Consider the following 19,842-nt stretch of genomic DNA (forward strand, 5'->3'; position numbering starts at 1 on the left):
AATAAATTCGGGAGAAAGATTCATGAACCTCATCCGATCCAGACGACTGCTGTTGGCCCTTGGCCTGGGCGTTCTCGCGGCGTGTTCGGACTCGGGCGGCGACAAGACCGCGGCAGCAGGCGATGCGCCAGCCAGCAGCGCCAGCACACTGGAAGCCGCCAAGTCGGCCGGAAAGATCCGTATCGGCTACGCCAATGAGGCGCCGTTTGCCTACATGGACAGCAAAGAGGCCAAGGTCACCGGCGAGTCGGTGGAAATCGCCCGCGTGGTGCTCAAGCGCATGGGCATCAACGAGGTGGAAGGGGTCCTGACCGAATTCGGTTCGCTCATCCCGGGGCTGGCGGCCAAGCGCTTCGACATCATTGCGGCGGGCATGTACATCACGCCCGAGCGCTGCCAGCAGGTGGCGTTCTCCAACCCCACCTATGGCGTGGGCGAAGCGTTCCTCGTCAAGGACGGAAATCCCAAGAACCTGCACAGTTACGAAGACGTGGCCAAAAACCCAGACGCCAAGCTTGGCGTGGTGGTGGGCGCCATCGAGGGCGATTACGCGCAGAAGGTCAACATCCCGGCAGGGCAGGTGGTCGTGTTTCCGGATGCGGTCAGCGCGCTTTCCGGGGTGCAGGCCGGCCGCGCCGATGCCTATGCCGCGACCGCGCTCACCATCAACGACCTGATGGGCAAGACGCAGGCGGGCAGCGGGCTGGAAAAGGCCGAGCCGTTCACGGACCCGGTCATCGACGGCAAGGGCGTGCGAGGTTACGGCGCCTATGCCTTCCGCACGGACGACAAGGCCTTCGCGGACGCCTTCAACGCCGAGCTCGCCAAGTTCATCGGCACCGACGAACACAAGAAGCTCGTCGAGCCGTTCGGCTTTACAGCCGACGAACTCCCCCAAGGGGTGACCGCGGACAAGCTCTGCAGCGGACAGTAAGGGGCGCCGATGCAGTTGATGTCTGAACATATCGCGCAGCTTGTGCCGCCCCTGCTCGAGGGGCTGGTCGTCACGCTGCAGATCATGGCGGGCGCCGTGGTCCTGGCGGTGCCGCTTGCGCTGCTGTCGGGGCTGGGCCGCTTGTCGTCCCTGCGGCCAGTGCGTTGGGCGGCGTCGATCTACGTCGAGGTCTTTCGCGGCACGTCGGCCCTGGTGCAGCTCTTCTGGTTCTACTTCGTGCTGCCGCTCTTTGGCGTGCAGCTGCCGGCCATGCTGGTCGGCATCGTGGTGCTGGCGCTGAATGCGGGCGCCTATGGGGCGGAAGTGGTGCGCGGCGCCATCCGGGCCGTGCCGCCGGGGCAGCGTGAAGCCGGCGTGGCGTTGAACCTCACGCGCCGTCAGATCATGCAGCGCATCGTGCTGCCGCAAGCCGTGCCGGCCATGCTGCCGCCCGCCGGCAACCTGCTGATCGAACTCCTGAAGAACACGGCCCTGGTGTCGCTGATCACCATCACCGACCTGACGTTCCGCGGCCAGCTGCTGCGCAGCGAAACCCTGCGCACGACCGAGATCTTCACGCTGATGCTGCTGATGTACTTTGCCGTGGCCCTGTTGATCACCGCGGGCGTGCGTCTGCTTGAGCGGAGGGTCCGAGTCCGATGACACCGATATTTGACTGGTCTTTCGCCCTGGAAATCCTGCCCACGCTGGGGTCGGCGCTCGTCATCACGATCCAGGCCACCGTGCTCGGCATGCTGGTGGCGGTGACGTTGGGGCTGGTGCTTGCCATGCTCCGGCGGTCGCGACTGCGCATCGTGTCGATGCCCACGGCGTTTTTCATCGAGTTCGTGCGCAGCACGCCGCTGCTGGTGCAGATGTATTTCCTGTTCTATGTCTTGCCGCTGACCGGCGCGCAGATGTCGCCGCTCATGACGGGGATCGTGGCGCTGGGCCTGCACTACGCCACCTATTGCGCCGAGGTTTACCGCGCCGGCATTGAAGCCGTGCCACGCGGCCAGTGGGAAGCGGCCACGGCCCTGAACATGTCGCGCTGGCGCACGGCGGTGGGCGTGGTGTTGCCGCAGGCGATCCCGCCGGTGGTGCCCGCGCTGGGCAACTACCTGGTGGCGATGTTCAAGGACACGCCGCTGCTGTCGGCCATCACCGTGGTCGAGCTGCTGCAGCAAAGCAAGATGATCGGATCCGCGACGTTCCGGTACACCGAACCCCTGACCCTGGTGGGCCTGCTGTTCCTGGCGCTGAGCCTGGTCGCGGCCTGGGGCGTGCGCGGCCTGGAGGCCCGCCTGCAACGATATGGAGGAAAGCGATGAGCGCCAGCGTGAGCATCAAGAATCTGCACAAGCGTTTTGGAGACGTGGAAGTCCTGCGAGGCATCAACCTCGAGATCCCGGCGGGGCAGACCGTGGCTGTCATCGGCCCGTCGGGTTCGGGCAAGTCCACGTTGCTGCGCGTGCTGATGACGCTGGATCCGCCCACCAGCGGCGACATCGAGATCGATGGCGAGCCGATGTGGACCGATGCCCAGGGCCGGCCTGCCGGCGTCAACTCCGCGCACTTGCGCCAGGTGCGCGGCAAGATCGGCATGGTGTTTCAGCACTTCAACCTGTTCCCGCACATGACGGCGCTGGGCAACGCCATGGAAGCGCCGCTGCACGTGCTGGGCATGCCGCGCGACCAGGCGCGCGATCGCGCCGTCGAGTATCTGGAAATGGTGGGCTTGGGCGACAAGCTCGACGTTTATCCCGCGCAGCTGTCGGGCGGGCAGAAGCAGCGGGTGGGCATCGCGCGCGCGCTGGCGATGTGCCCGCAGGTGATGCTGTTCGATGAAGTCACGTCCGCGCTCGACCCCGAGCTGGTCGGCGGCATCCTGCAGATCCTGCGCGACCTGTCCGCCCGCCGCAGCATGACGATGATCATCGTCACTCACCAGATGAAGTTCGCCGAACGCAGCTCGGACCGCACACTGTTCTTCGATCAGGGCAACATCGTCGAGGATGCCGAGTCGTCCGTGCTGTTCAGCCAACCCAAGGAGGCGCGCACGCGCCAGTTCCTGGATTCGGTGATCGAAGGGCAGTAGGCGCTGGGGTAACCCTGCCGGGGGCGTTGGGATTGACGGCGTTTGCCCGGCCGGGCGCTATGCTGTGTCGTCCAACGCACCCGGAGCCTGCCCGCATGAGCCATCTGTTCAGCCCCACGTCAATCGGCAATGTCGCCTTAGCCAATCGCATCGTCATCGCACCCATGTGCGAATACTCCGCCGAAGCGGGCTGCGCCACGGATTGGCACATGATTCACCTGGGGCACCTGGCGCTGTCGGGCGCCGCGCTGCTCTTTACCGAGGCTACCGCGGTCGAGGCCGACGGCCGCATCTCTCCCGGAGACCTGGGCCTGTGGTCCGACGAGACCGAAGCCGCGCTGGGCAAGGTGGTTGCCGCCGTGCGCCGTTACTCGCCCATCAAGCTGGGCATCCAGCTGGGCCATGCCGGCCGCAAGGCTTCCAGCGACGCGCCTTGGAACGGCGGCCAGCTGGTGCCCGAAAGCGCTGGCGGCTGGCAGGGATGGGCGCCGTCCGCCGTGCCGCACAACGCCCACGAGCCCGCGCCGCATGCGCTGGACGCGGCGGGCCTTGAGCGCATCCGCCATGCGTTCGTCGACAGCGCCCGGCGCGCGCTACGCCTGGGCTTTGACGCCATCGAAGTGCATGCCGCGCATGGCTATCTGCTGCACCAGTTCCTGTCGCCGCTGTCGAATCAGCGCGACGACGCCTACGGCGGATCGCTGGAGAACCGCATGCGCTTTCCGCTGGAAGTCTTCCAGGCCCTGCGCGAGATCGTGCCGCAATCGGTGGCGCTGGGTGTGCGCGTGTCCGCGACCGACTGGGTCGAGGGCGGCTGGGACCTGGAACAGACGTTGACCTTCGCCGAAGCGCTGAAGGCGCGCGGCTGTGAGTTCATCGACGTCTCGAGCGGCGGCGTGTCGCCGCAGCAGAAGATCCCGGTCGGGCCGAACTACCAGGTTCCCTTCGCCGAGGAAATCAAGCGCCGGATCGGCATGCCTACGATCACGGTGGGCCTGATCACCGAGGCCCAGCAGGCCGAGGACATCATTGCCCAGGGCCAGGCCGACATGGTCGCGCTGGCGCGCGGCATGCTTTACGACCCCCGCTGGCCGTGGCACGCGGCCGCCCAGCTGGGCGGCCAGGTCAGCGCGCCAAAGCAATACTGGCGGTCGCAGCCGCGCGAGTTGAAGGCGTTGTTCGGCGAGACGCGCTTCGGCCAGCGCTAGCGCCGATAGGGCATCGCGAGCTTCATTTTTTCAATGGCTCGGCTTGCTGGACGGAACAGCGATAACTGATGCCGGCGTAGTAGTCTTTCATTGTCGGCGTCTCAGGAAAGCGGAACGTGGTCATGGCAGAGAACTGAGTGGTTTCGTAATAGATGCCACCCCGCATGACTTTCTCTGTGCCGCTTTCCGGGCCGCGCGGATTGTCGACCGGCGAGTGCTGGTAGTACTGGGGGTCGTACCAGTCGTTCACCCATGATCTGGCATTCTCTCCCATTTCGTAAAGGCCAATCGGGTTCGGGGGGAATGAACCGACGTCGACCAAACGGAAGGTGCCGAACTCCGTGCTGTGCACATTTCGGCCATAGTCCAGGCTGCCGGTGTCGGTGGGATAGACGACATATCGGCCGCCGGAGCGGGCGGCATACTCGTATTGCGCTTCGGTGGGCAGGTCCACGGGCAGGCCGCTCATCTCGCCCAGCCACAGGCAGTAGTCCTTGCCGTCTTGCCATTGGCTGCGCGCTGGAAAATCAGGTTTGAACTGGCGGGCCTCGCTGATGCGATACGGGATGGTCAAGCCGAGGGCTCTCTCCTCGTCAGTGAGTTCCGAGCGGTACAGGGGCTTACCATTCATCAGACGATAGCGATCATCCTCGCCGATGGTGGTGTGGTACTTGGCCATGTAGAAGCTGTCGAGGCGGACCTTGTGCAAGGGGCGGGCATCGGATTCGGGCACCAGCGGCAACAACGCGTCGAGCTCCTGCCCGCATGGCCATTCGCACATGTTGGTGGGGTCGTATTCGCTCACCCAGCCAAAATCGCCCATCTCAAAGGTGCCGCCTTCGATAAAGACCATGTTGTCGATGGCGGTGACGACCTGCTTGAGCAAGGCCAGGCGCTCTTGGGCAGGATGCTGGTGGTAGCGCTGTTCGATGCGCTTGGCGATGGCGGCGACGTGAGTCGCGGACAGGCTCTGGCTGTCGACAGGGGGGGCGTGACAGGCGCTCAGGGCGAACGCCCCTGCTACGGGCAATAGAAGACGGTGCATCGATAAAATTCCCTAAGTTCAGGCTTTCATGCTTGAGCCACGGCGAAGAAGTTCTTTGTTGTGCGCCGTCACCAGCACTTGATGTTTGTTATGAGGAAGGACAGGATTCCAGGGCGACATCGCCAACTGGGTGTTGACCGGGGCTTGACCGGGGGAAGCAGCCAGCGCATCAAGGAACCGCGTAAACTCCCTTGTCTGCTGATCATTCAGGAAGCTTCTGATGTGTTTGAGTCCATCCTCGGCCGATTCGCGCGTTCCACTTTCGTTCACGCGCTCCAGCGTCAAGTAGAAGTGCCGCCAGGTCCGCACGGCGCGCAGCAACTTGATGATTGCTCGTTCGCGGTCCTCGCTGTAGGTCAGCACATAGTCGACCCCCAATAGGTAGATCGCCGGCCCCATGACCTCGGGCGGGAGTTCATTGAGGGCAATACTTTGACCATGAACTTCCAGGGGTTTGCCTTCGAGAATGCGCTTGGCGAGTCCCTGGGCTGCGCCGATACGTCTATTTCGGTTGGCCCACCATTCTTCGATCGACCGTAGCCCTCCCTTGAGTATCGATTCGATGGTGGCGCCGGGGGTGCTCAACGTCTTCATCACGACTTGAGCGAACAACGTAAAGGCTTTCTCATCAATGCTCAGAAGGTGCCGATAATCGATGCTGCTCAGGTTGCGGTAGACCACCATGATGAGGTTGCCGATGTGTTCCAGGTTGACCATGGTCGCGAAGCCGCCTGCTGCGCCAGGCCCGAGCACCACCTGCGCCTTGACGTGGAAATACAGCCGAAGGCCGGTCATCACGATTTTGAAGTCCAGCTCCGCGCCCGCGCCGAAGGCCACGTTGCCTTCGCCCTTTACCTCAAGCAACGCCTGCCAGGTGGCGTCAGGGTGATGCTGGTTTTCGGGGGACATCCATTCAAATGCACCCATCAATGAACCGCCCGCTTGTGCGCCGGCGAAGGCGCTTCCCTGCAGTCTGACCGCACCGCCGCGGCTGCTGAGCTCAGGCGATGTCAGCAGGGCGCTGCCACCCGCGGGGCTGCTTTTCCACTTGACGCCCGCGGTTGCGGACCCCGATGCCACTGCCCCGACAAAGCAGCTCAGCTCCAGCGCGCCCTTGATGCGGAAGGCGCCGAAGCGGTGGTAAATCATTTGACGGTCGGCATTGCGATAGGCAAAGAAGCAATCGTATCCGCCTTGGCTGGGAAGGTATCGCTCCAGGCTGATCTTGCCCTCGGCAAGCGAAAAGCTTGCCTGCGCCTTCATGCCAACGGATATCTCCCCGTTCTTGGGGTCAAAGCCCGTGAACCCCACACTGGCCTGCGCGGCAAATCGCAGCAAATGCGCTTCTGCGTTGGCAGCGTAAGGGGCGCTGTCGTGCTTGTTCGAGCTCAAGTTGATCGCTTCATAGTGCAACGCATTGAGCGCGCAGTCGTCCTTGGCAGTCCATGTCACAAGCTTGGCTTCCAGGTTGCCAAGCGGTTTGGCGCTGTCTTCGTTCAGCCCGCGGGCCACCCGTTCGCGGATTCGGGTGATCAGCTGCTTGCCGCGAATCCGCAAGTCGTCGTCGTTTAGCGGGGATTTCGCATTAAGCACGCTGACATCCACGCGGAAGTGCTCGCGAAGCACGGCGAGGTAGCGCTGCGGGATGTAGTAGTGCTTGTCGGGACGGCTGACGACGATGATTTCGACGATGCCGTTTCTGTCGGCGGCGACGGTGACTTGACGTTGCCGCTGCTCTCGGCCACCTTCCGAAACCGATGGCATGGTGGCGCTGGCGGTGGTTTCGGTGTCTTTGACGGCGGCAGGCAGTTGTTTTTCGAGGTCGGCGATGATGCCATCGATGGCTGTCGGCATGTGCTGACCAATCTTGCAGGTGAGTTCCCGGTTCCACCAATTGCACATATCGGCAAATTCTTTGCGCTGTTCGCGCAGCTGAGACAGGCGCCCTCGGATGTCTTCGGCGGATTCGATTCTTTCCAGCTCGGCTGTTGGCGTGATGTCGTCGAGTGCCATCAAGCCCGCGGCTTCGGCTTGCCTGGCCCAACGCAGCTTGCGGCAGCCCTGGCAGGGACAGGTGTCTACACTTGCCTTTCCGCTGGAGGCGGCGCAAGGAGTCGGCTTGACGGCGTCGGCGATTATTTCCCGGAACCGCTTCATGAGCGCATCGACTGTTTCGATTTGCTTGCGAAGCGCAGCCTGCTGTTTTTCCGTCAGCACGTAGTAGATGTTGCCTTCGCCCGTGATGTGGACGATGTCGGCCATGGGTTCCGAACACCGCGGTGCGCATTCGGCCTTGCTGTCGAGATCGCTGTCGGCATGTTTGGGGGGAGGGAGCGTCGCGGCGCTTGTCATGAGGCCTTTCCTTCTTCAAAGAGGTCTTCCAGCAAGGAGAGGCGCTCCGACTGCAGGCGGGTAGCGTCGCGCAGCAGGGACTCGACGTGCGGATGGCGACGATGGAAGTCCTGGCCATGGACCAAGGCAAGGCGAAACCAGCGTTCCAGCCTTGCGAGCTGCGTGATGCCATAACAGGCGGCATCCGTTAGTGTCCGGTAGCTCCATCGATGATCCGCATCACTGTCTCCGCGCGGAAAGCATTGCTCGTAGTCCAGCGTCAGCGCGGCGGCGGTATCCCAACGGCGTTCATCATCCAGGTGGGCCAACAGTGCCTTGTCGAAGACGGGACGTGTCCATTCTTCCTCGGCATCGAGTGGGTCAGACGCCCAATGGTTCCAGCGCCCCATGTCGTGCCACGACAACGCCTGCCACGGACCGGCCAGGGCTTGGCGTTGCACCGGCGTCAGCACCGTCAGCAAGGCGCGAGTCCAGCGCGGGTCAAACCAGCGCAGCTGCATGGGCCTTTCACCTTCTCCCGTGACGCTGAGCCATGTTCGGCAGTGATTGCAGAGTTGCTCCCAGGTTGCGCCGTCCTTGGGGAACAAGGTGATGCCCATCGGTTCGTGTTCCATGCGGCTGAGGATGTCGCCGATGACACGGCTGCCGCGCCATGTCTGGATGAGATGTGGTCCCACGTTGCTCAAAGGTTGAAGCGGGGTGCCCAGAAAGAGCGGCTCGACCGCCCACCCCTCGGCATCGCGTTCCGCATAAAGGGATGCGAGCAAGTTGTTGTCAATTGCGGCATCCAGAAGCACACAATGGCGATCCAGGTCCGGCGGCAACGGAATTTCCGCCTGCTGGATCAACCCGGGTAACCGGTCAGTGGCGTAGGTGAATTTTGCAGCGTCCATCAGCATCGAACTCGCAGGTTGGGGAAACAAGCAGTGCGCCTTCCTGCGCGGCGCGCAGGTACTCGTGCGGTGCTAGCGTCAAGGGTTCGGAGTCCCATGAAGTCAGCGGACGCGGCGCGGCGCCTAACCGGATGGGCACGCTGCTGTGGATTCCGCTTGGGTCCAGGCGAATTGCCTGCCCCCCGGCCTGAAGGGTGAGACTGATGCCGCCATCAAGGACGAGTTCGTCGCCCGCGTTAAGTTGCATGCGTCTGCCGGCACGGATGAGATAACTGCCGCCTATGCTCGTGGTTTGGTCCCCCCCGACATGCAGGACGTCGTCGGCTTGAGCATTTACCGTGCGTTTCCCCTGCACCAATAGCGTCGAGGTTGCCTGCACCTGGGTCGTGTCGGTGCCGGCGACGCTCAGGGCGCGGTTGCCGGTGATATGGATGGTCTCGTCGTTTTCGACGCGCTCCACGCGGTCATGCCCGATGAAGGTGGTTTCGTCGTTGTTGACGTGGTTGTTCTGATCCTTCTGGGCATGGAAGTAGATTTCTTCCAGCCCGGCCTCGTCCTCGAAGCGCATCTCGTTAAAGCCCTGGCCCTTGTGGGTCTGGCTTTTGATCGTCATCCGGGTCTTGTGCCGGGGCAGGTCGTAGGGCGGTGGCTGGGTGGCCATGTAGGTGCGGCCAACGATGATGGGTTGGTCGGGATCGCCATTCATGAAGTTGACCAACACCTCCTGTCCGATGCGCGGGATGGCCATGTGCCCCCATGCCGCGCCAGCCCAGTTCTGCACCGCACGTACCCAGCAGGAGCTTTGGCCGTCAAAGTTGCCCAGGCGGTCCCAGGGGAATTGAATCTTCACCCGGCCCCATCCATCACAGTAAATCTCTTCGCCGGGCGGGCCGACGACGGTGGCCGGCTGACTGCCGTCAATGCGCGGCTTGGGTAGCGGCTCGGCGCGCCATTCGGTGCAGTCGGTGACCAGTTCGGCAGCATAGCTGTAGCGGGTGCCCTGCTCGGAATCGGCGCCGTCCTCGGCTTGGCTGGTGTGCTGGATGCCATGGTGCTGGATGCGCACCGGGCGCCAGGCGCTGTTCCACTCATCTCGGGGGTGGCCTGCCAGCTCGAAGGAGATGCCGGGTAGCAGCCGTGGGTCGTCGCCTTCGACCCGGGCAATGCGCGCGTCGCGGCGGTGGCCGCGCAAGCGGTTCTCGGTGAAGGGTTTGCCAGCCTCGTTTCTCTTGTAGCGGCCGGGGTAATCGTAGCGCTCGTAAGGCCGACGAGCGTCCTGCGCAAGGTCACGGCCGCGCAGGCTGTGTTGCTGGTCGTAGCCGGGGTTGGTGAACACGTAGTCGCGCTGGGTTTGTTGCGCGGTGCGTACGTTCTCGACGTAGCGAAAGCGGCGCAGCGCTGGGGCGGCCGCGTCGCCGCCGGCGTTGGGGTTGTACAGCACCGGGGCGTCGCCGATGCTGCCCTGGACGGCCAGCCGGTCGCTGTGAATCAGCCGGTGGCCATCGGCGTTATGCAGGAAGGTGTAGTAGAAACCTTCCTCGCGTGCAATGCGCTCCAGGAATTGGTAGTCGGTGTCGCCAGCCTGCACGCAGTACTCGCGGGGCAGGTGCTGATTGGTGACGATCGAGCCATGGTTGAGAATGCCATGGCGCTTGAGCGCACCCTCGATGATCTCCGGGACGCTCTGGGTTTGGAAGACGCGCCAATCCGAGGACAGTTTGAGCCGTGCCAGTTCGGGCTCGATGACGGCACGGTAGCGGGTGCGGCGGAAACCAGTCTCGCCCTGTTCCAGCGCGCTGACCAGGCCGTGGACGTGGCGCACCGGCTGTTCGCCGTGCCACAGTGTGAACAGCGCGGGCCGGTCCAGCACTTGGCCGAAGTCGACCGCGGGATCGGAGCTGGCCAGGTCCAGTTCAAGGCGGAAGGTCTCGGACAGCGCTTCGTCCAGGGTAAATTCGATGACGTCGAATTCCATCCCGTCGACCACGCGGAAGGTGAAGCGCAAGTCACTCTGGTGGGCCATCCTTGTCTTCCATGGGAGTCAATCAAGTGTCAAACGTCACTTGTATTGCCAGGGACCATGGAAGGAAATCAGAGGATATCTAAACTGCGCTCAAATGCGGGGGCTTTGGATTCGGCCGTGCCTGGAGCTCCCGGCCTCCCACGTAGAGGTCGGAGGCTGACATCGGTTCGTTTTTTTATTCCCACACCGAGGCAGGCCAGGCGCGACGCTTCCCCAAGGTTCGAAGTAATGGGGAAGTGCCGAGTGCGAGGGGGCCATGTACGGCACTAGGCGCCTACTATTCCTCGGCGCAGGAAGGCGGCATTTGGCTAAAGCTTGGCCGCGGGGTCTTTAAGAGGGCAGCAGCGGCTTACAGCCGCGCGTAGGCCGCTTCCAGTTCGCGATGCAGGATCTCGGCAAAGTCCGCGCTGGCGGGATCCTGCTGCGACAGCAGGCGCGCCAGCACGACGTTGTCTTCCTCGCCGTTCCAGATCTTGATGTACGTGCCTTCCTTGTAGCCGTGCTGCTGGCGGAAGATGTTGAGCACGTTCTTGGACACGTACTGCGTGTAGGCGTCGTTCCAGGTCATGTCGCACGCGGTCATGGTCTGCTCCAGGACCTTGAAGCTGGCGCGGCCGCATACCGCCAAGCCGCCGATCAGCTCGAGCAATTCCGGCACGTTCAGGGCGGCGAGGTCATGGGACTTGCCGTCCAGCGTGACGGTGGCGGGCGAGGCCAGGTCAGCGACCAGCGCGCGCGCGGCGGTCTCCACGTCGCCCGCCGATTGAACGATCGTGTGCGACAGGTAAAAGTGCAGGATGTCGACCAGTTCCATCTGGACCTGGGGCAGGTCGATGGTTTGCTTCTTCCACCACTTCCAGCCGTAGTGTTCCAGCGCTTCGGCCGACTCGACGAAGGCGGCGCGCAGGAAGCGGGCGCCGCCATTAACCCAGTCCGGATTGATCATGCTGTTCAGGTGGCCTTGCAGCTTCAGCATCGTGGCCGCCTGGGCCTGGTTCAATCCGACTACGTTGTTCACTTTCACTCCGGGGTGGGGCAGGTTCAATGGCCGGAAATGTTAGCACCAACGCCCGCGGGCGCGTCAGGCGCCGTCCTTGCGATACGAGGAAGGCGTCAGGGGCGGCAACTTGTTCAGGGGCGTCTTGCGGGGATTGCGGGCGCCGCGGGCTGCCTTGAACAGCATGAAGGCAAAGAACGCCAGGAATAGGGCGGGCATCAGCTCATCCAGTTCGAACTGGGGGCTGTGCAGCGCGCGGAAGGCGATGTTGGCGGCGGCCCAGCCCGCCATGATGCCGGCCACGGTCAGCACGACGCCGAGCTTGCGCCGTCCCGCCTGCCGGGCGAGGGTGATGTTGGCTTCGTCGGGCTGGCCCGGCCCCGTCGCCAAAGGCGCTTGGGACGCAGAGCGCGACCGCGGGACGGACGAAGCCGTATTGCCCCACGGGGCTTCCGACAGCGAAGCCGGGGTGGGAGAGGGCGACGCCGCCACGGGCGTGGACACGGTCACCGGGGACGTTTGCCTGCGGGCGTCGCGCCGGCTTGCGATGCGGCCGGGCGAGGCGCCGCCGGCGCTGGTCAACTCTTCGATATAGCGCGCGAAATCGCCGTTCTTGGGCTCGGCATCGATGGCCATGACGCTCTCCGGATCAATTGCCCCGCCGCACACGCACCGGTTGGCGGCGCTTGCGCACCATGGCGAGGAGAAGCCCGCATCCTAGCAAAACCGACAGCCCTGCGCCGATCATCATGGCAATTTGCTGCGCGTTTTCCGCTGTGCCCAGGCTGCGCGCGGTGATGTAGCCGGGCGCCAGCATCAGCGGCATCCACAGCACGGCCGACAGCACGTTGGCCATCTGGAAGCGGCTGTGCGCCATGCCCATCACGCCCGCCACCGTGGGAATCGTGGAGCGGATGGGGCCCAGGAACCGGCCGATCAGCACGGACGCAAAGCCGTAGCGGTAGAAGAACAGGCGCGCCCGGGCCACGCCGGTGCGCTGCTGCTTGAGCGGCCAGCGCCGCAGCACGCTCGGGCCCGCCCAGCGCCCCAAGTAGTACGACAGTGCGTCGCCCACGATGGCGCCCGCGATGCCCCAGGCGATCACGCCCCAGGGCGCAAGCGTGCCGGAGCCGATGAGGCCGCCCGTGAGCAGCAGCAGCGCGGTGGCGGGAATGAACAGTCCCAGGAGCACCATGGACTCGCCCATCGTGAGGAGGAATGTGATCGGTCCGGCCCACGCCTGGTTGGCCTCGATGAACTGGCCGATCTGAGTGATGTATTCATCCATGAATGCAAAGTTGAAAATTAGCTGAACGCAATCGGGTATGTTAACGCCTGCAGGGCCAGCCGTATCGCGGGTAGGCCTTTTGGTGGAACGCTCGACGTTGGAGAAACATGGATTCAGTTACACAAGCGGTGCTGGGCGCCGGCATCCAGGGCGCCATGCTGGGGCGCGTGCAGGGCAGACGCGCCCTTGTATATGGCGCGGCGCTGGCCACCCTGCCGGATCTGGACGTCCTGATGCGCTACCCGGATCCGGTGTCGCTCATGACGTATCACCGGGGCTTTTCGCATTCCGTGTTCGTGCTGACCGGACTGGCGATGTTGCTGGCGTGGCTGATACGCAAGTTCTGGCCCAATGCGCCCTATAGCGGGCGGCGGCTCTTTCTGACGATATGGCTGGTGCTGATCACACACCCCATCCTGGATGCCTTCACGGTATACGGCACCCAATTGTTCTGGCCGCTGGCGCTGACGCCGGAGAGCTGGTCGTCCGTCTTCATCATTGACCCGGTGTACACCGTGCCGCTGCTTATTGCCGTCGTGTTTGCGGTCATCGCCGGCATGACCCGCATCGCTCGGCGCGTGCTGGTGGGGGCGCTGGTGTTCAGCACCGCTTATCTGGGCTTCGGGCTGGCAGGCAGGATGGCGGCCGAGCAGCGCGTGCACGAGGTGATGCAGGCGCGGGGCATTGCGGTTACACAGGTGCGGGCCATCCCCATGCCGTTCAACACGCTGGTGTGGCGCGTGATCGCCAAGAGCGGCGATGGCAGCTATTACGAATCGGTCAGCAGCATCTTTGATCGCCATCCGCCGGAATGGGTGCGGCTGCCGCTCAACCTGGAGGCGGGCCGCGTCCTGGCCGGTGTGCCGCTGCATGAACGCTTGCGCTGGTTCACGGACGACTGGCTGCGCTACGACGTCATCGACGACGCGCTGGTGGTGTCGGATCTGCGCATGGGCATGGCAGGGCATTACACGTTCCGCTTCAAGATGGCCGAGCGTGCGCCGGACGGCGCATGGAACGCCATCACACCGTCGGTCTGGCCCACCAACCGCGGCGGCTGGGATGAAATGAAGCTGGTGCTCGGCCGCATCCTGGATGCGCACCCGCCCTTGCCGTTGGCGCAATGGTCCGAGTTGGCCACGAAATAAGACCCGCCGGATACTCGTCCGCCCTTTGAAGGCCTCCGCGAACGCGGGGGCCTTTTACTTTCCGGGGCCGTATTGACCTGTTTCCATCGCTTGCATTATTCTTGTTCTCTAATAAGGAACTTAGGTTCCGTTTTGTGGAACAAGTATGAGTATTCTTGAAGGCGCCCAGCGCGTGCTCTCGCTCTACGCGGAAGGCGCGGCCGAATTGAGCTTCACGGAGGTCGCGGCGCGGCTGTCCATGCCCAAAAGCACGGCGTCGCGCCTGTTGAACCAGATGCAGAACTACGGCCTGCTCGACCAGGACGCGGCCACGCGCCGCTACCGCCCCGGCGCGCTGCTGGCGCAGGCGGTGCGCGCCGGCATGGCCGCCACGCCGCTGGACGAAGCCTGCCGCGGGGTGCTGGCCCGCTTGTCCGACGACAGCGGGTTGACCGCCTATCTCTCCACGCTCAACCAGCGTGAAACCGTCGTGCTGCAACGCTTGAATGGCTCGCACCCGGTGCAGGTACTGTCGCCGCCCGGCTCGCGCCGTGCCGCGTCCGGCACCGCGATGGGGCGCGCCCTGCTGTCGCGCCTGACCGATGCCGAATTCGAGGCGCTGTACGGCGCCGACCCCGCCCAGCCGCTGCCCGTCGAAGGGCGTGACTGCCCGGCCACCGTGGGCGACCTGGCACGCCTGGTGGCCCAGACGCGCGCCGACCATTGCGGGGTCGCCATCGACCAGGCCATGCCCGGCATCGGCGCCGTGGCCGCCGCCGTGCGCGACCCGGCCACCGGCGAGCTGCGCGGGCTATGCCTGTCGTTCGTCTCCTTCCAGGCCGACGAGGCGCGCGTGGCCGTGCTGCGCGAATCGGTCCTGCAGCAGGTGGGCGCGCTGGGCCGCGAGTTGAACGATCCCTACTGGCTGAACTGACCGCCTGAATTCACGGCGCCGGGCGCAATGCGCCGGGCCCAGAACCCTTACCCCTTCGGACTCTGAATTCCATGAATCTTCTGCTCCTCAGCAATTCCAGCAGCGACGCCGGCTATCTGGTGCACGCCATGCCGGACATCCGCGAACTGATCGAATCCCTGCCGCAAGGCGCGCCGGCCGTGTTCGTGCCGTACGCCGGGGTCACGCGCAACTGGGACGACTACACGGCGCTGGTCTCGTCCGCGCTGGCCGACACGGGGCTCGCCATCCAGGGCCTGCATACGGCCGAAGATCCCGTTGCCGCGCTGGAGGCCGCGTCGGTCATCATCGTCGGCGGCGGCAACACGTTCAATCTGCTGGGCCAGCTGCGCCGCCAGGGCCTGCTCGAGGTCGTGACGCGGCGTGTGCGCGCGGGTGCGGCCTATCTGGGCTGGAGCGCGGGCTCCAACCTGACGTGTCCCACCATCTGCACGACGAACGACATGCCCATCACCGACCCGCAAGGCTTTGATGCGCTGGGCCTGTTGTCCTTCCAGATCAACCCGCACTACACCAACGCGCACCCTCCGGGCCACCGCGGCGAAACGCGCGCCCAGCGTCTGGCCGAGTTCTGCACGCTGAATCCGGCCATGCCGGTGCTCGGCCTGCCCGAAGGCGCCGGTCTGCGCGTGCGCGGCCAAAACATCGCGCTGGTCGGTCCGCACGATGCGCCGCTCTTCCTGGGGCGCGAGGAACCGCGCATGTTCCGTCCCGGCCCCGTGGAAATCCCGGCATGAAGCAGGTCATCGACGTCATTGAATTGCTGTCGTCCGCGCACGTCACGGGCGAGTCCGTGGCGCAGGTGCTGCGCGACGCCGGCCATTGCGAAGTGCAGGTCACGCACCTGGAGCGTGACGGTCTTGCCACCGACTTCCTGTCCATCGTGATTCCCGGCGCGGATGCCTCGGCCCCGCAATTGGGCATCGTGGGCCGCTTGGGCGGCATCGGCGCGCGCCCCGCGGTGACGGGCCTGGTGTCAGACAGCGACGGCGCCGTCGTCGCAATCGCCGCCGCGCTCAAGCTGATGGCGATGGCGCGGCAGGGGGACGTACTGCCCGGCACGGTCCGCATCCGCACGCACATCTGCCCGCGCGCCGGCACGCGGCCGCATCATCCGGTGCCGATGATGCGCTCGCCGTTCCCCATGCGCGAGATGATGTCGCACGAAGTGGATCCGCGCATGGACGCGATCCTGTCGGTGGACACCACGCGCGGCAACCGCCTGGTCAACAAGCGCGGCGTGGCGCTGACCCCGGTGGCCAAGCAGGGCTACCTGCTGCGCATCCCCGAAACCATGCTTGACGTCATGGGCTGGGTTAGCGGCGAGCTGCCGGTCACGCTGCCGTTGACCACCCAGGACATCACGCCCTACGAAAACGGCTTGTGGCACGTCAATTCGCTGATGCAGCCGGCTATCGTCACGGACGCGCCGGTCGTCGGCGTGGCGTTGACCGCGCAGACCACCGTGCCCGGTTGCGCCACGGGCGTGACCAACGCCGTGGACGCGGACGTCGCCATGCGCTTCTGCATCGAGATCGCCAAGTTGTACGGCCAGCGCGCCATGACCTTCTTCGACGACGCCGAGTGGCACGCGCTGCAGGCCCGCTATGGCTCGATGGCGCACTTGCAGACCGTGGGCCGCGAAGACGGAGCCGCGCAATGAGCGCCCGCACACCGCGCCGCGTCGCGTTCTTCACGATCGGTCAATCTCCGCGCAGCGACGTCGTGCCCGAGATGGCGCCCGTGCTGGGCGCCCACGTGCGCATCGACGAGTTCGGCGCGCTGGACGGCCTGGACGCTGCGGGGCTGGCCGCGCTGGCGCCGCGGCCCCGCGAATACCGCTTTGCCACGCGCCTGCGCGACGGTTCCCAGATCGAACTGGACGCCGCGGCCGCCGAGGCCCGGCTGGCGCACGTGATGCGAGAGGCCGACGGGCAGGGGTACGACGTGCTGGTGCCGCTGTGCACCGGCACGGCCATCGCGCCCATGCGCACGCTGGTGGTGGAGCCGCAGCAGGTCGTGGACCACCTTGTTGCTGGCCTTGCGCAGCACTGCCGCAAGGTCGGGCTGGTCGTTCCGCTTGAGGCCCAGGTCGACGCCTTTCACATGGCCGTGCCGCTGGAATGCGAAACGCAGGTCGTGCACGCCACGCCCTACGAGGCCGACGCGCAGCAGGCCGCCCGCAACTTCGAGGCAGCCGGGCGCGAACTGGCGTCCTGCGACCTGATCGTCATGCATTGCATGGGCTACGCGCAGCGCATGCGCGATGCCGTGGCGCATGCGTCGGGGCGCCCCGTGCTGCTGTCCAACCGCCTGGTGGCCCAGGCCCTGGCACAAATACTGGAATAACGCCGCCGGACGTAATCCCGAAGCTCTGGCCGCACGGACTCGCGCGGCCGCTTCGGGCGAGCGGCGAGAGGAGACGAAGCCGACTTCGTCAATCAACTGTTGGGAGTTTTTTTCATGATCAGCCGTACCCTGCACCGCGCCGCTGGCGCACTGTTCGCCGTTGCCGCGCTCTCGGCTGCCCCGGCCCATGCCGCCGACGCCTGGAAGCCTGTCAAACCCGTGCGCCTGCTCGTGGGCTTTGCGCCGGGCGGTTCGGCCGACACGCTGGCCCGCCTGCTGGCCGAGCCGCTGTCGGCCCGCCTGGGTCAACCCGTCGTGGTCGAGAACCTGGCCGGCGCCGGCGGCAACATCATGGCGTACCGCCTGAGCCAGGCGCCCGCCGACGGCTACACCATCGGCATCGCCGCCGCCGGTTCCATGGCCATCACCCATGTCCTGAACCCCAAGGGCACGAACTACAAGCCCACCGACTTCACGCCCATCACGCTGGCTGCCGTGCAGCCCAATGTGGTCATCGTCAACAAGGACGTGCCCGCCAATAACCTGGCCGAACTGAAGGAATACTTCCAGAAGACGCCGACGGCCACTTACGGCACCGCGGGCGTGGGCATCTCGAACCACCTGATCGCCGAGACCATGCTGTACAAGCTGGGCGTGAAAGTGCCGCACGCCGCCTACCGCGGCGCCGCGCCGGTCATCACCGACCTGCTCGGCGGCCACATCGCCATGACGATGGACAACATCTCGACCGCCGCGCCGCTGGCTTCGCAAGGCAAGGTCAAGGCGATTGCCGTCGCCTCGATCAAGCGCGCCGCCCAGTTGCCCAACGTGCCGACGCTGGACGAGCAAGGCCTGAAGGGCTTTGACATGCCGACGTGGCAAGGTGTCTTCGCGCCCGCCGGTCTGCCCGCGGACGTGCTGGCCGCCTATTACGCCGCGCTGCAGGACGTGCTGAAGCAACCGGCACTCGTCGAGAAGATGGCGGGCCTGGGTTCGGAGCCCGTCACCGGCATGACGCCCGAGAAGTTCAGCGCATTCCTGGACAACGACCGCAAGCAATGGGCGGACATCGTCAAGGCCGCGAACATCAGCCTGGAGCAGTAACGCGCGGGTGGCGGCTTCAGTCGCCATAGCCGCCATGGTCGCGATAGTCGCCATAAAGCAAAACGCCAGACCCTTTCGGGACTGGCGTTTTTTTTTGATGCGTGGCGCCGGATAAGCCGGCGCGCCTTAATGCAAGCCGGGGTATCCGATATACCCCCCGGTCAGGCTGGCATGCGCGCCGCGATTTCGGCGATGAGACGGCGCGCGGCGTCCAGCTTGTTGCCGGCCGGCAGCGGGTGGGTGCCTTGGGCATCGAACAGCACCAGCTCTGTGGTGTCGGCGTCCATCACCTTGTGCGCCAGATTGCCCACCAGCAACGGAATGCCCTTGCGCGTGCGCTTGGCTTCAGCATGCTCGGCCAGTTTTTCGGTTTCGGCGGCAAAGCCGACGCACCACGGACCGTTCTCAAGCTTGGCCACTTCGGCCAGGATGTCCGGATTGGGTTCGAATTCCATCACCGGCGCGCCGCCTTCGCTGGTTTTCTTGAGCTTTTGCGTGCTGACGTTTTTCACGCGCCAGTCAGCCACGGCGGCCACGGCAATGAAGATGTCCGCGTCGCCCACGCTGGCCATGACGGCGTCGTGCATCTGGCGGGCGGTCATGACGGGCAGGGCGGTCACGCCGCGAGGAATGGGCAGGAAGGTCGCGCCAGTGATCAGCGTGACGCGGGCGCCGGCTTCGCGCGCGGCGCGCGCCAGCGCGTAGCCCGTCTTGCCGGATGACCGGTTGCTCAGCACGCGCACCGGGTCCACGGGTTCGGACGTGGGGCCGGCGGTCAGCAGCACGTGGCGGCCGGCAAGCAGCTTGGGCTGAAAGAAGGCGATCAGGTCGGTCAGGAGCTCATGCGCTTCCAGCATCCGGCCATCGCCGGTCTCGCCGCAGGCCTGTTCGCCCGCCGCGGGTCCCAGCACCGTGACGCCGTCGCCGCGAAGGGTCTCGACGTTGCGCTGCGTGGCCGGGTTGGCCCACATCTCGCGATTCATGGCTGGCGCCACCAGCAGCGGACAGGCACGCGCCAGACACAGCGTGGACAGCAGGTCGTCGGCCAGTCCGTGCGCCACCTTTGCCATGAAGTCGGCGCTGGCGGGGGCGATCAGCACGGCGTCCGCGCCGCGCGTCAGGTCGATGTGCGCCATGTTGTTGGGCACCCGCGCGTCCCAGGCGTCCACGAACACGGGGCGGCCCGACAGCGCCTGCATGGTGACCGGCGTGATGAAGTGCGTGGCCGCCTCGGTCATCACCACGTCCACCGTGGCGCCTTGTTCGGTCAGGCGCCGCACCAGCTCGGCGATTTTGTAGCAGGCGATGCCCCCGGTCAGGCCAAGGACGATGCGTTTGCGGGCGAGATCGAGCATGAGGGCGTGGCGGCGGGTTCAGCGCCGTGTAATCGAGGAATTGGAAGGGATTTTATTCTGCATTGCCGCAACGCGCCGTTCGTCATGGATTAGAGG

General features: G+C 65.2%; 19 protein-coding genes. 11 read left to right on the top strand and 8 right to left on the bottom strand.

Translation table 11 applies throughout. The features are described 5' to 3' along the window. The first annotated feature begins 22 nt into the window (after positions 1-22). The 5 genes from ehuB to FBY20_RS22525 all read left to right on the top strand — a co-directional run bounded on the left by ehuB (position 23) and on the right by FBY20_RS22525 (position 4,240). Complete coding sequence (gene ehuB, locus FBY20_RS22505; RefSeq protein ID WP_142054697.1) at positions 23-934, top strand: ectoine/hydroxyectoine ABC transporter substrate-binding protein EhuB; 912 nt, start codon at positions 23-25, stop codon at positions 932-934. A gap of 9 nt (positions 935-943) precedes the next feature. Then, positions 944-1,597 carry an ectoine/hydroxyectoine ABC transporter permease subunit EhuC gene (gene ehuC / locus FBY20_RS22510; RefSeq protein WP_062840689.1) on the top strand — a complete coding sequence of 218 codons (654 nt, stop codon included), beginning with the start codon at positions 944-946 and terminating at the stop codon, positions 1,595-1,597. Further along, on the top strand, positions 1,594-2,265 hold the full coding sequence (gene ehuD / locus FBY20_RS22515) for an ectoine/hydroxyectoine ABC transporter permease subunit EhuD (protein ID WP_056324341.1): 672 nt from the start codon (positions 1,594-1,596) through the stop codon (positions 2,263-2,265). Before ehuC ends, ehuD begins: the two co-directional genes overlap by 4 nt. Beyond that, the gene (gene ehuA / locus FBY20_RS22520) at positions 2,262-3,032 is read left to right on the top strand and encodes an ectoine/hydroxyectoine ABC transporter ATP-binding protein EhuA (protein WP_056324344.1); all 771 of its coding nucleotides are present in this window, start codon (positions 2,262-2,264) and stop codon (positions 3,030-3,032) included. The genes ehuD and ehuA overlap by 4 nt, the downstream gene beginning before the upstream one ends. A gap of 95 nt (positions 3,033-3,127) precedes the next feature. Further along, positions 3,128-4,240 carry an NADH:flavin oxidoreductase/NADH oxidase gene (locus FBY20_RS22525; RefSeq protein WP_063955467.1) on the top strand — a complete coding sequence of 371 codons (1,113 nt, stop codon included), beginning with the start codon at positions 3,128-3,130 and terminating at the stop codon, positions 4,238-4,240. 22 nt (positions 4,241-4,262) lie between these two features. On the opposite strand, the gene FBY20_RS22530 is transcribed toward FBY20_RS22525, so the two are convergent. From FBY20_RS22530 to FBY20_RS22560, 7 genes are all read right to left on the bottom strand, one after another. After that, positions 4,263-5,285: an SUMF1/EgtB/PvdO family nonheme iron enzyme gene (locus FBY20_RS22530; protein ID WP_142054699.1), complete on the bottom strand. Its 1,023-nt coding sequence runs from the start codon at positions 5,283-5,285 to the stop codon at positions 4,263-4,265. A gap of 18 nt (positions 5,286-5,303) precedes the next feature. Beyond that, positions 5,304-7,637, bottom strand: coding sequence for a hypothetical protein (locus tag FBY20_RS22535; protein ID WP_160144429.1), 2,334 nt, complete (start codon positions 7,635-7,637; stop codon positions 5,304-5,306). Next, positions 7,634-8,536 carry a DUF4123 domain-containing protein gene (locus FBY20_RS22540; RefSeq protein WP_062840694.1) on the bottom strand — a complete coding sequence of 301 codons (903 nt, stop codon included), beginning with the start codon at positions 8,534-8,536 and terminating at the stop codon, positions 7,634-7,636. The genes FBY20_RS22535 and FBY20_RS22540 overlap by 4 nt, the downstream gene beginning before the upstream one ends. Beyond that, positions 8,499-10,553 carry a type VI secretion system Vgr family protein gene (locus FBY20_RS22545; RefSeq protein WP_142054703.1) on the bottom strand — a complete coding sequence of 685 codons (2,055 nt, stop codon included), beginning with the start codon at positions 10,551-10,553 and terminating at the stop codon, positions 8,499-8,501. Before FBY20_RS22545 ends, FBY20_RS22540 begins: the two co-directional genes overlap by 38 nt. A 349-nt stretch (positions 10,554-10,902) precedes the next feature. Further along, positions 10,903-11,553, bottom strand: a complete 651-nt coding sequence (locus FBY20_RS22550) for a dUTPase (RefSeq protein WP_142056159.1) — start codon at positions 11,551-11,553, stop codon at positions 10,903-10,905. An 81-nt stretch (positions 11,554-11,634) separates the two neighbouring features. Next, positions 11,635-12,186, bottom strand: a complete 552-nt coding sequence (locus tag FBY20_RS22555) for a hypothetical protein (protein ID WP_142054705.1) — start codon at positions 12,184-12,186, stop codon at positions 11,635-11,637. Positions 12,187-12,199: 13 nt separating this feature from the next. Continuing rightward, complete coding sequence (locus FBY20_RS22560; protein WP_062840698.1) at positions 12,200-12,838, bottom strand: DedA family protein; 639 nt, start codon at positions 12,836-12,838, stop codon at positions 12,200-12,202. Positions 12,839-12,945: 107 nt separating this feature from the next. Here FBY20_RS22560 and FBY20_RS22565 point away from each other — a divergent pair, with 107 nt between their 5' ends. From FBY20_RS22565 to FBY20_RS22590, 6 genes are all read left to right on the top strand, one after another. Beyond that, the gene (locus tag FBY20_RS22565) at positions 12,946-13,986 is read left to right on the top strand and encodes a metal-dependent hydrolase (RefSeq protein ID WP_056324384.1); all 1,041 of its coding nucleotides are present in this window, start codon (positions 12,946-12,948) and stop codon (positions 13,984-13,986) included. Between the two features lie 145 nt (positions 13,987-14,131). Then, positions 14,132-14,899: an IclR family transcriptional regulator gene (locus tag FBY20_RS22570; RefSeq protein WP_056324387.1), complete on the top strand. Its 768-nt coding sequence runs from the start codon at positions 14,132-14,134 to the stop codon at positions 14,897-14,899. A gap of 71 nt (positions 14,900-14,970) precedes the next feature. Then, on the top strand, positions 14,971-15,675 hold the full coding sequence (gene pepE / locus FBY20_RS22575) for a dipeptidase PepE (RefSeq protein WP_063955477.1): 705 nt from the start codon (positions 14,971-14,973) through the stop codon (positions 15,673-15,675). Then, the gene (locus FBY20_RS22580; RefSeq protein WP_142054707.1) at positions 15,672-16,601 is read left to right on the top strand and encodes a DUF1177 domain-containing protein; all 930 of its coding nucleotides are present in this window, start codon (positions 15,672-15,674) and stop codon (positions 16,599-16,601) included. Before pepE ends, FBY20_RS22580 begins: the two co-directional genes overlap by 4 nt. After that, a complete protein-coding gene (locus FBY20_RS22585) occupies positions 16,598-17,287 on the top strand; it encodes an AroM family protein (RefSeq protein WP_142054709.1) in 690 nt (229 codons plus the stop codon). The genes FBY20_RS22580 and FBY20_RS22585 overlap by 4 nt, the downstream gene beginning before the upstream one ends. Positions 17,288-17,401: 114 nt before the next feature. Next, positions 17,402-18,391 (top strand): tripartite tricarboxylate transporter substrate binding protein, encoded by a 990-nt coding sequence (locus FBY20_RS22590; RefSeq protein ID WP_142054711.1) that lies wholly within the window; start codon positions 17,402-17,404, stop codon positions 18,389-18,391. Between the two features lie 161 nt (positions 18,392-18,552). On the opposite strand, the gene coaBC is transcribed toward FBY20_RS22590, so the two are convergent. Next, complete coding sequence (gene coaBC / locus FBY20_RS22595) at positions 18,553-19,746, bottom strand: bifunctional phosphopantothenoylcysteine decarboxylase/phosphopantothenate--cysteine ligase CoaBC (protein WP_142054713.1); 1,194 nt, start codon at positions 19,744-19,746, stop codon at positions 18,553-18,555. Between the last annotated feature and the right edge of the window lie 96 nt (positions 19,747-19,842).

Origin of the sequence: Achromobacter sp. SLBN-14 (genome assembly GCF_006715415.1) — a bacterium.
Lineage (GTDB): Bacteria > Pseudomonadota > Gammaproteobacteria > Burkholderiales > Burkholderiaceae_B > Achromobacter > Achromobacter mucicolens.

Excerpts from the sequence above, each read along its gene's own strand:
- ehuB (WP_142054697.1), top strand. The coding sequence starts at position 23 with ATGAACCTCATCCGATCCAGACGACTGCTGTTGGCCCTTGGCCTGGGC.
- ehuC (WP_062840689.1), top strand. The coding sequence starts at position 944 with ATGCAGTTGATGTCTGAACATATCGCGCAGCTTGTGCCGCCCCTGCTC.
- ehuD (WP_056324341.1), top strand. The coding sequence starts at position 1,594 with ATGACACCGATATTTGACTGGTCTTTCGCCCTGGAAATCCTGCCCACG.
- ehuA (WP_056324344.1), top strand. The coding sequence starts at position 2,262 with ATGAGCGCCAGCGTGAGCATCAAGAATCTGCACAAGCGTTTTGGAGAC.
- FBY20_RS22525 (WP_063955467.1), top strand. The coding sequence starts at position 3,128 with ATGAGCCATCTGTTCAGCCCCACGTCAATCGGCAATGTCGCCTTAGCC.
- FBY20_RS22530 (WP_142054699.1), bottom strand. The coding sequence starts at position 5,285 with ATGCACCGTCTTCTATTGCCCGTAGCAGGGGCGTTCGCCCTGAGCGCC.
- FBY20_RS22535 (WP_160144429.1), bottom strand. The coding sequence starts at position 7,637 with ATGACAAGCGCCGCGACGCTCCCTCCCCCCAAACATGCCGACAGCGAT.
- FBY20_RS22540 (WP_062840694.1), bottom strand. The coding sequence starts at position 8,536 with ATGCTGATGGACGCTGCAAAATTCACCTACGCCACTGACCGGTTACCC.
- FBY20_RS22545 (WP_142054703.1), bottom strand. The coding sequence starts at position 10,553 with ATGGCCCACCAGAGTGACTTGCGCTTCACCTTCCGCGTGGTCGACGGG.
- FBY20_RS22555 (WP_142054705.1), bottom strand. The coding sequence starts at position 12,186 with ATGGCCATCGATGCCGAGCCCAAGAACGGCGATTTCGCGCGCTATATC.
- FBY20_RS22560 (WP_062840698.1), bottom strand. The coding sequence starts at position 12,838 with ATGGATGAATACATCACTCAGATCGGCCAGTTCATCGAGGCCAACCAG.
- FBY20_RS22565 (WP_056324384.1), top strand. The coding sequence starts at position 12,946 with ATGGATTCAGTTACACAAGCGGTGCTGGGCGCCGGCATCCAGGGCGCC.
- FBY20_RS22570 (WP_056324387.1), top strand. The coding sequence starts at position 14,132 with ATGAGTATTCTTGAAGGCGCCCAGCGCGTGCTCTCGCTCTACGCGGAA.
- pepE (WP_063955477.1), top strand. The coding sequence starts at position 14,971 with ATGAATCTTCTGCTCCTCAGCAATTCCAGCAGCGACGCCGGCTATCTG.
- FBY20_RS22580 (WP_142054707.1), top strand. The coding sequence starts at position 15,672 with ATGAAGCAGGTCATCGACGTCATTGAATTGCTGTCGTCCGCGCACGTC.
- FBY20_RS22585 (WP_142054709.1), top strand. The coding sequence starts at position 16,598 with ATGAGCGCCCGCACACCGCGCCGCGTCGCGTTCTTCACGATCGGTCAA.
- FBY20_RS22590 (WP_142054711.1), top strand. The coding sequence starts at position 17,402 with ATGATCAGCCGTACCCTGCACCGCGCCGCTGGCGCACTGTTCGCCGTT.
- coaBC (WP_142054713.1), bottom strand. The coding sequence starts at position 19,746 with ATGCTCGATCTCGCCCGCAAACGCATCGTCCTTGGCCTGACCGGGGGC.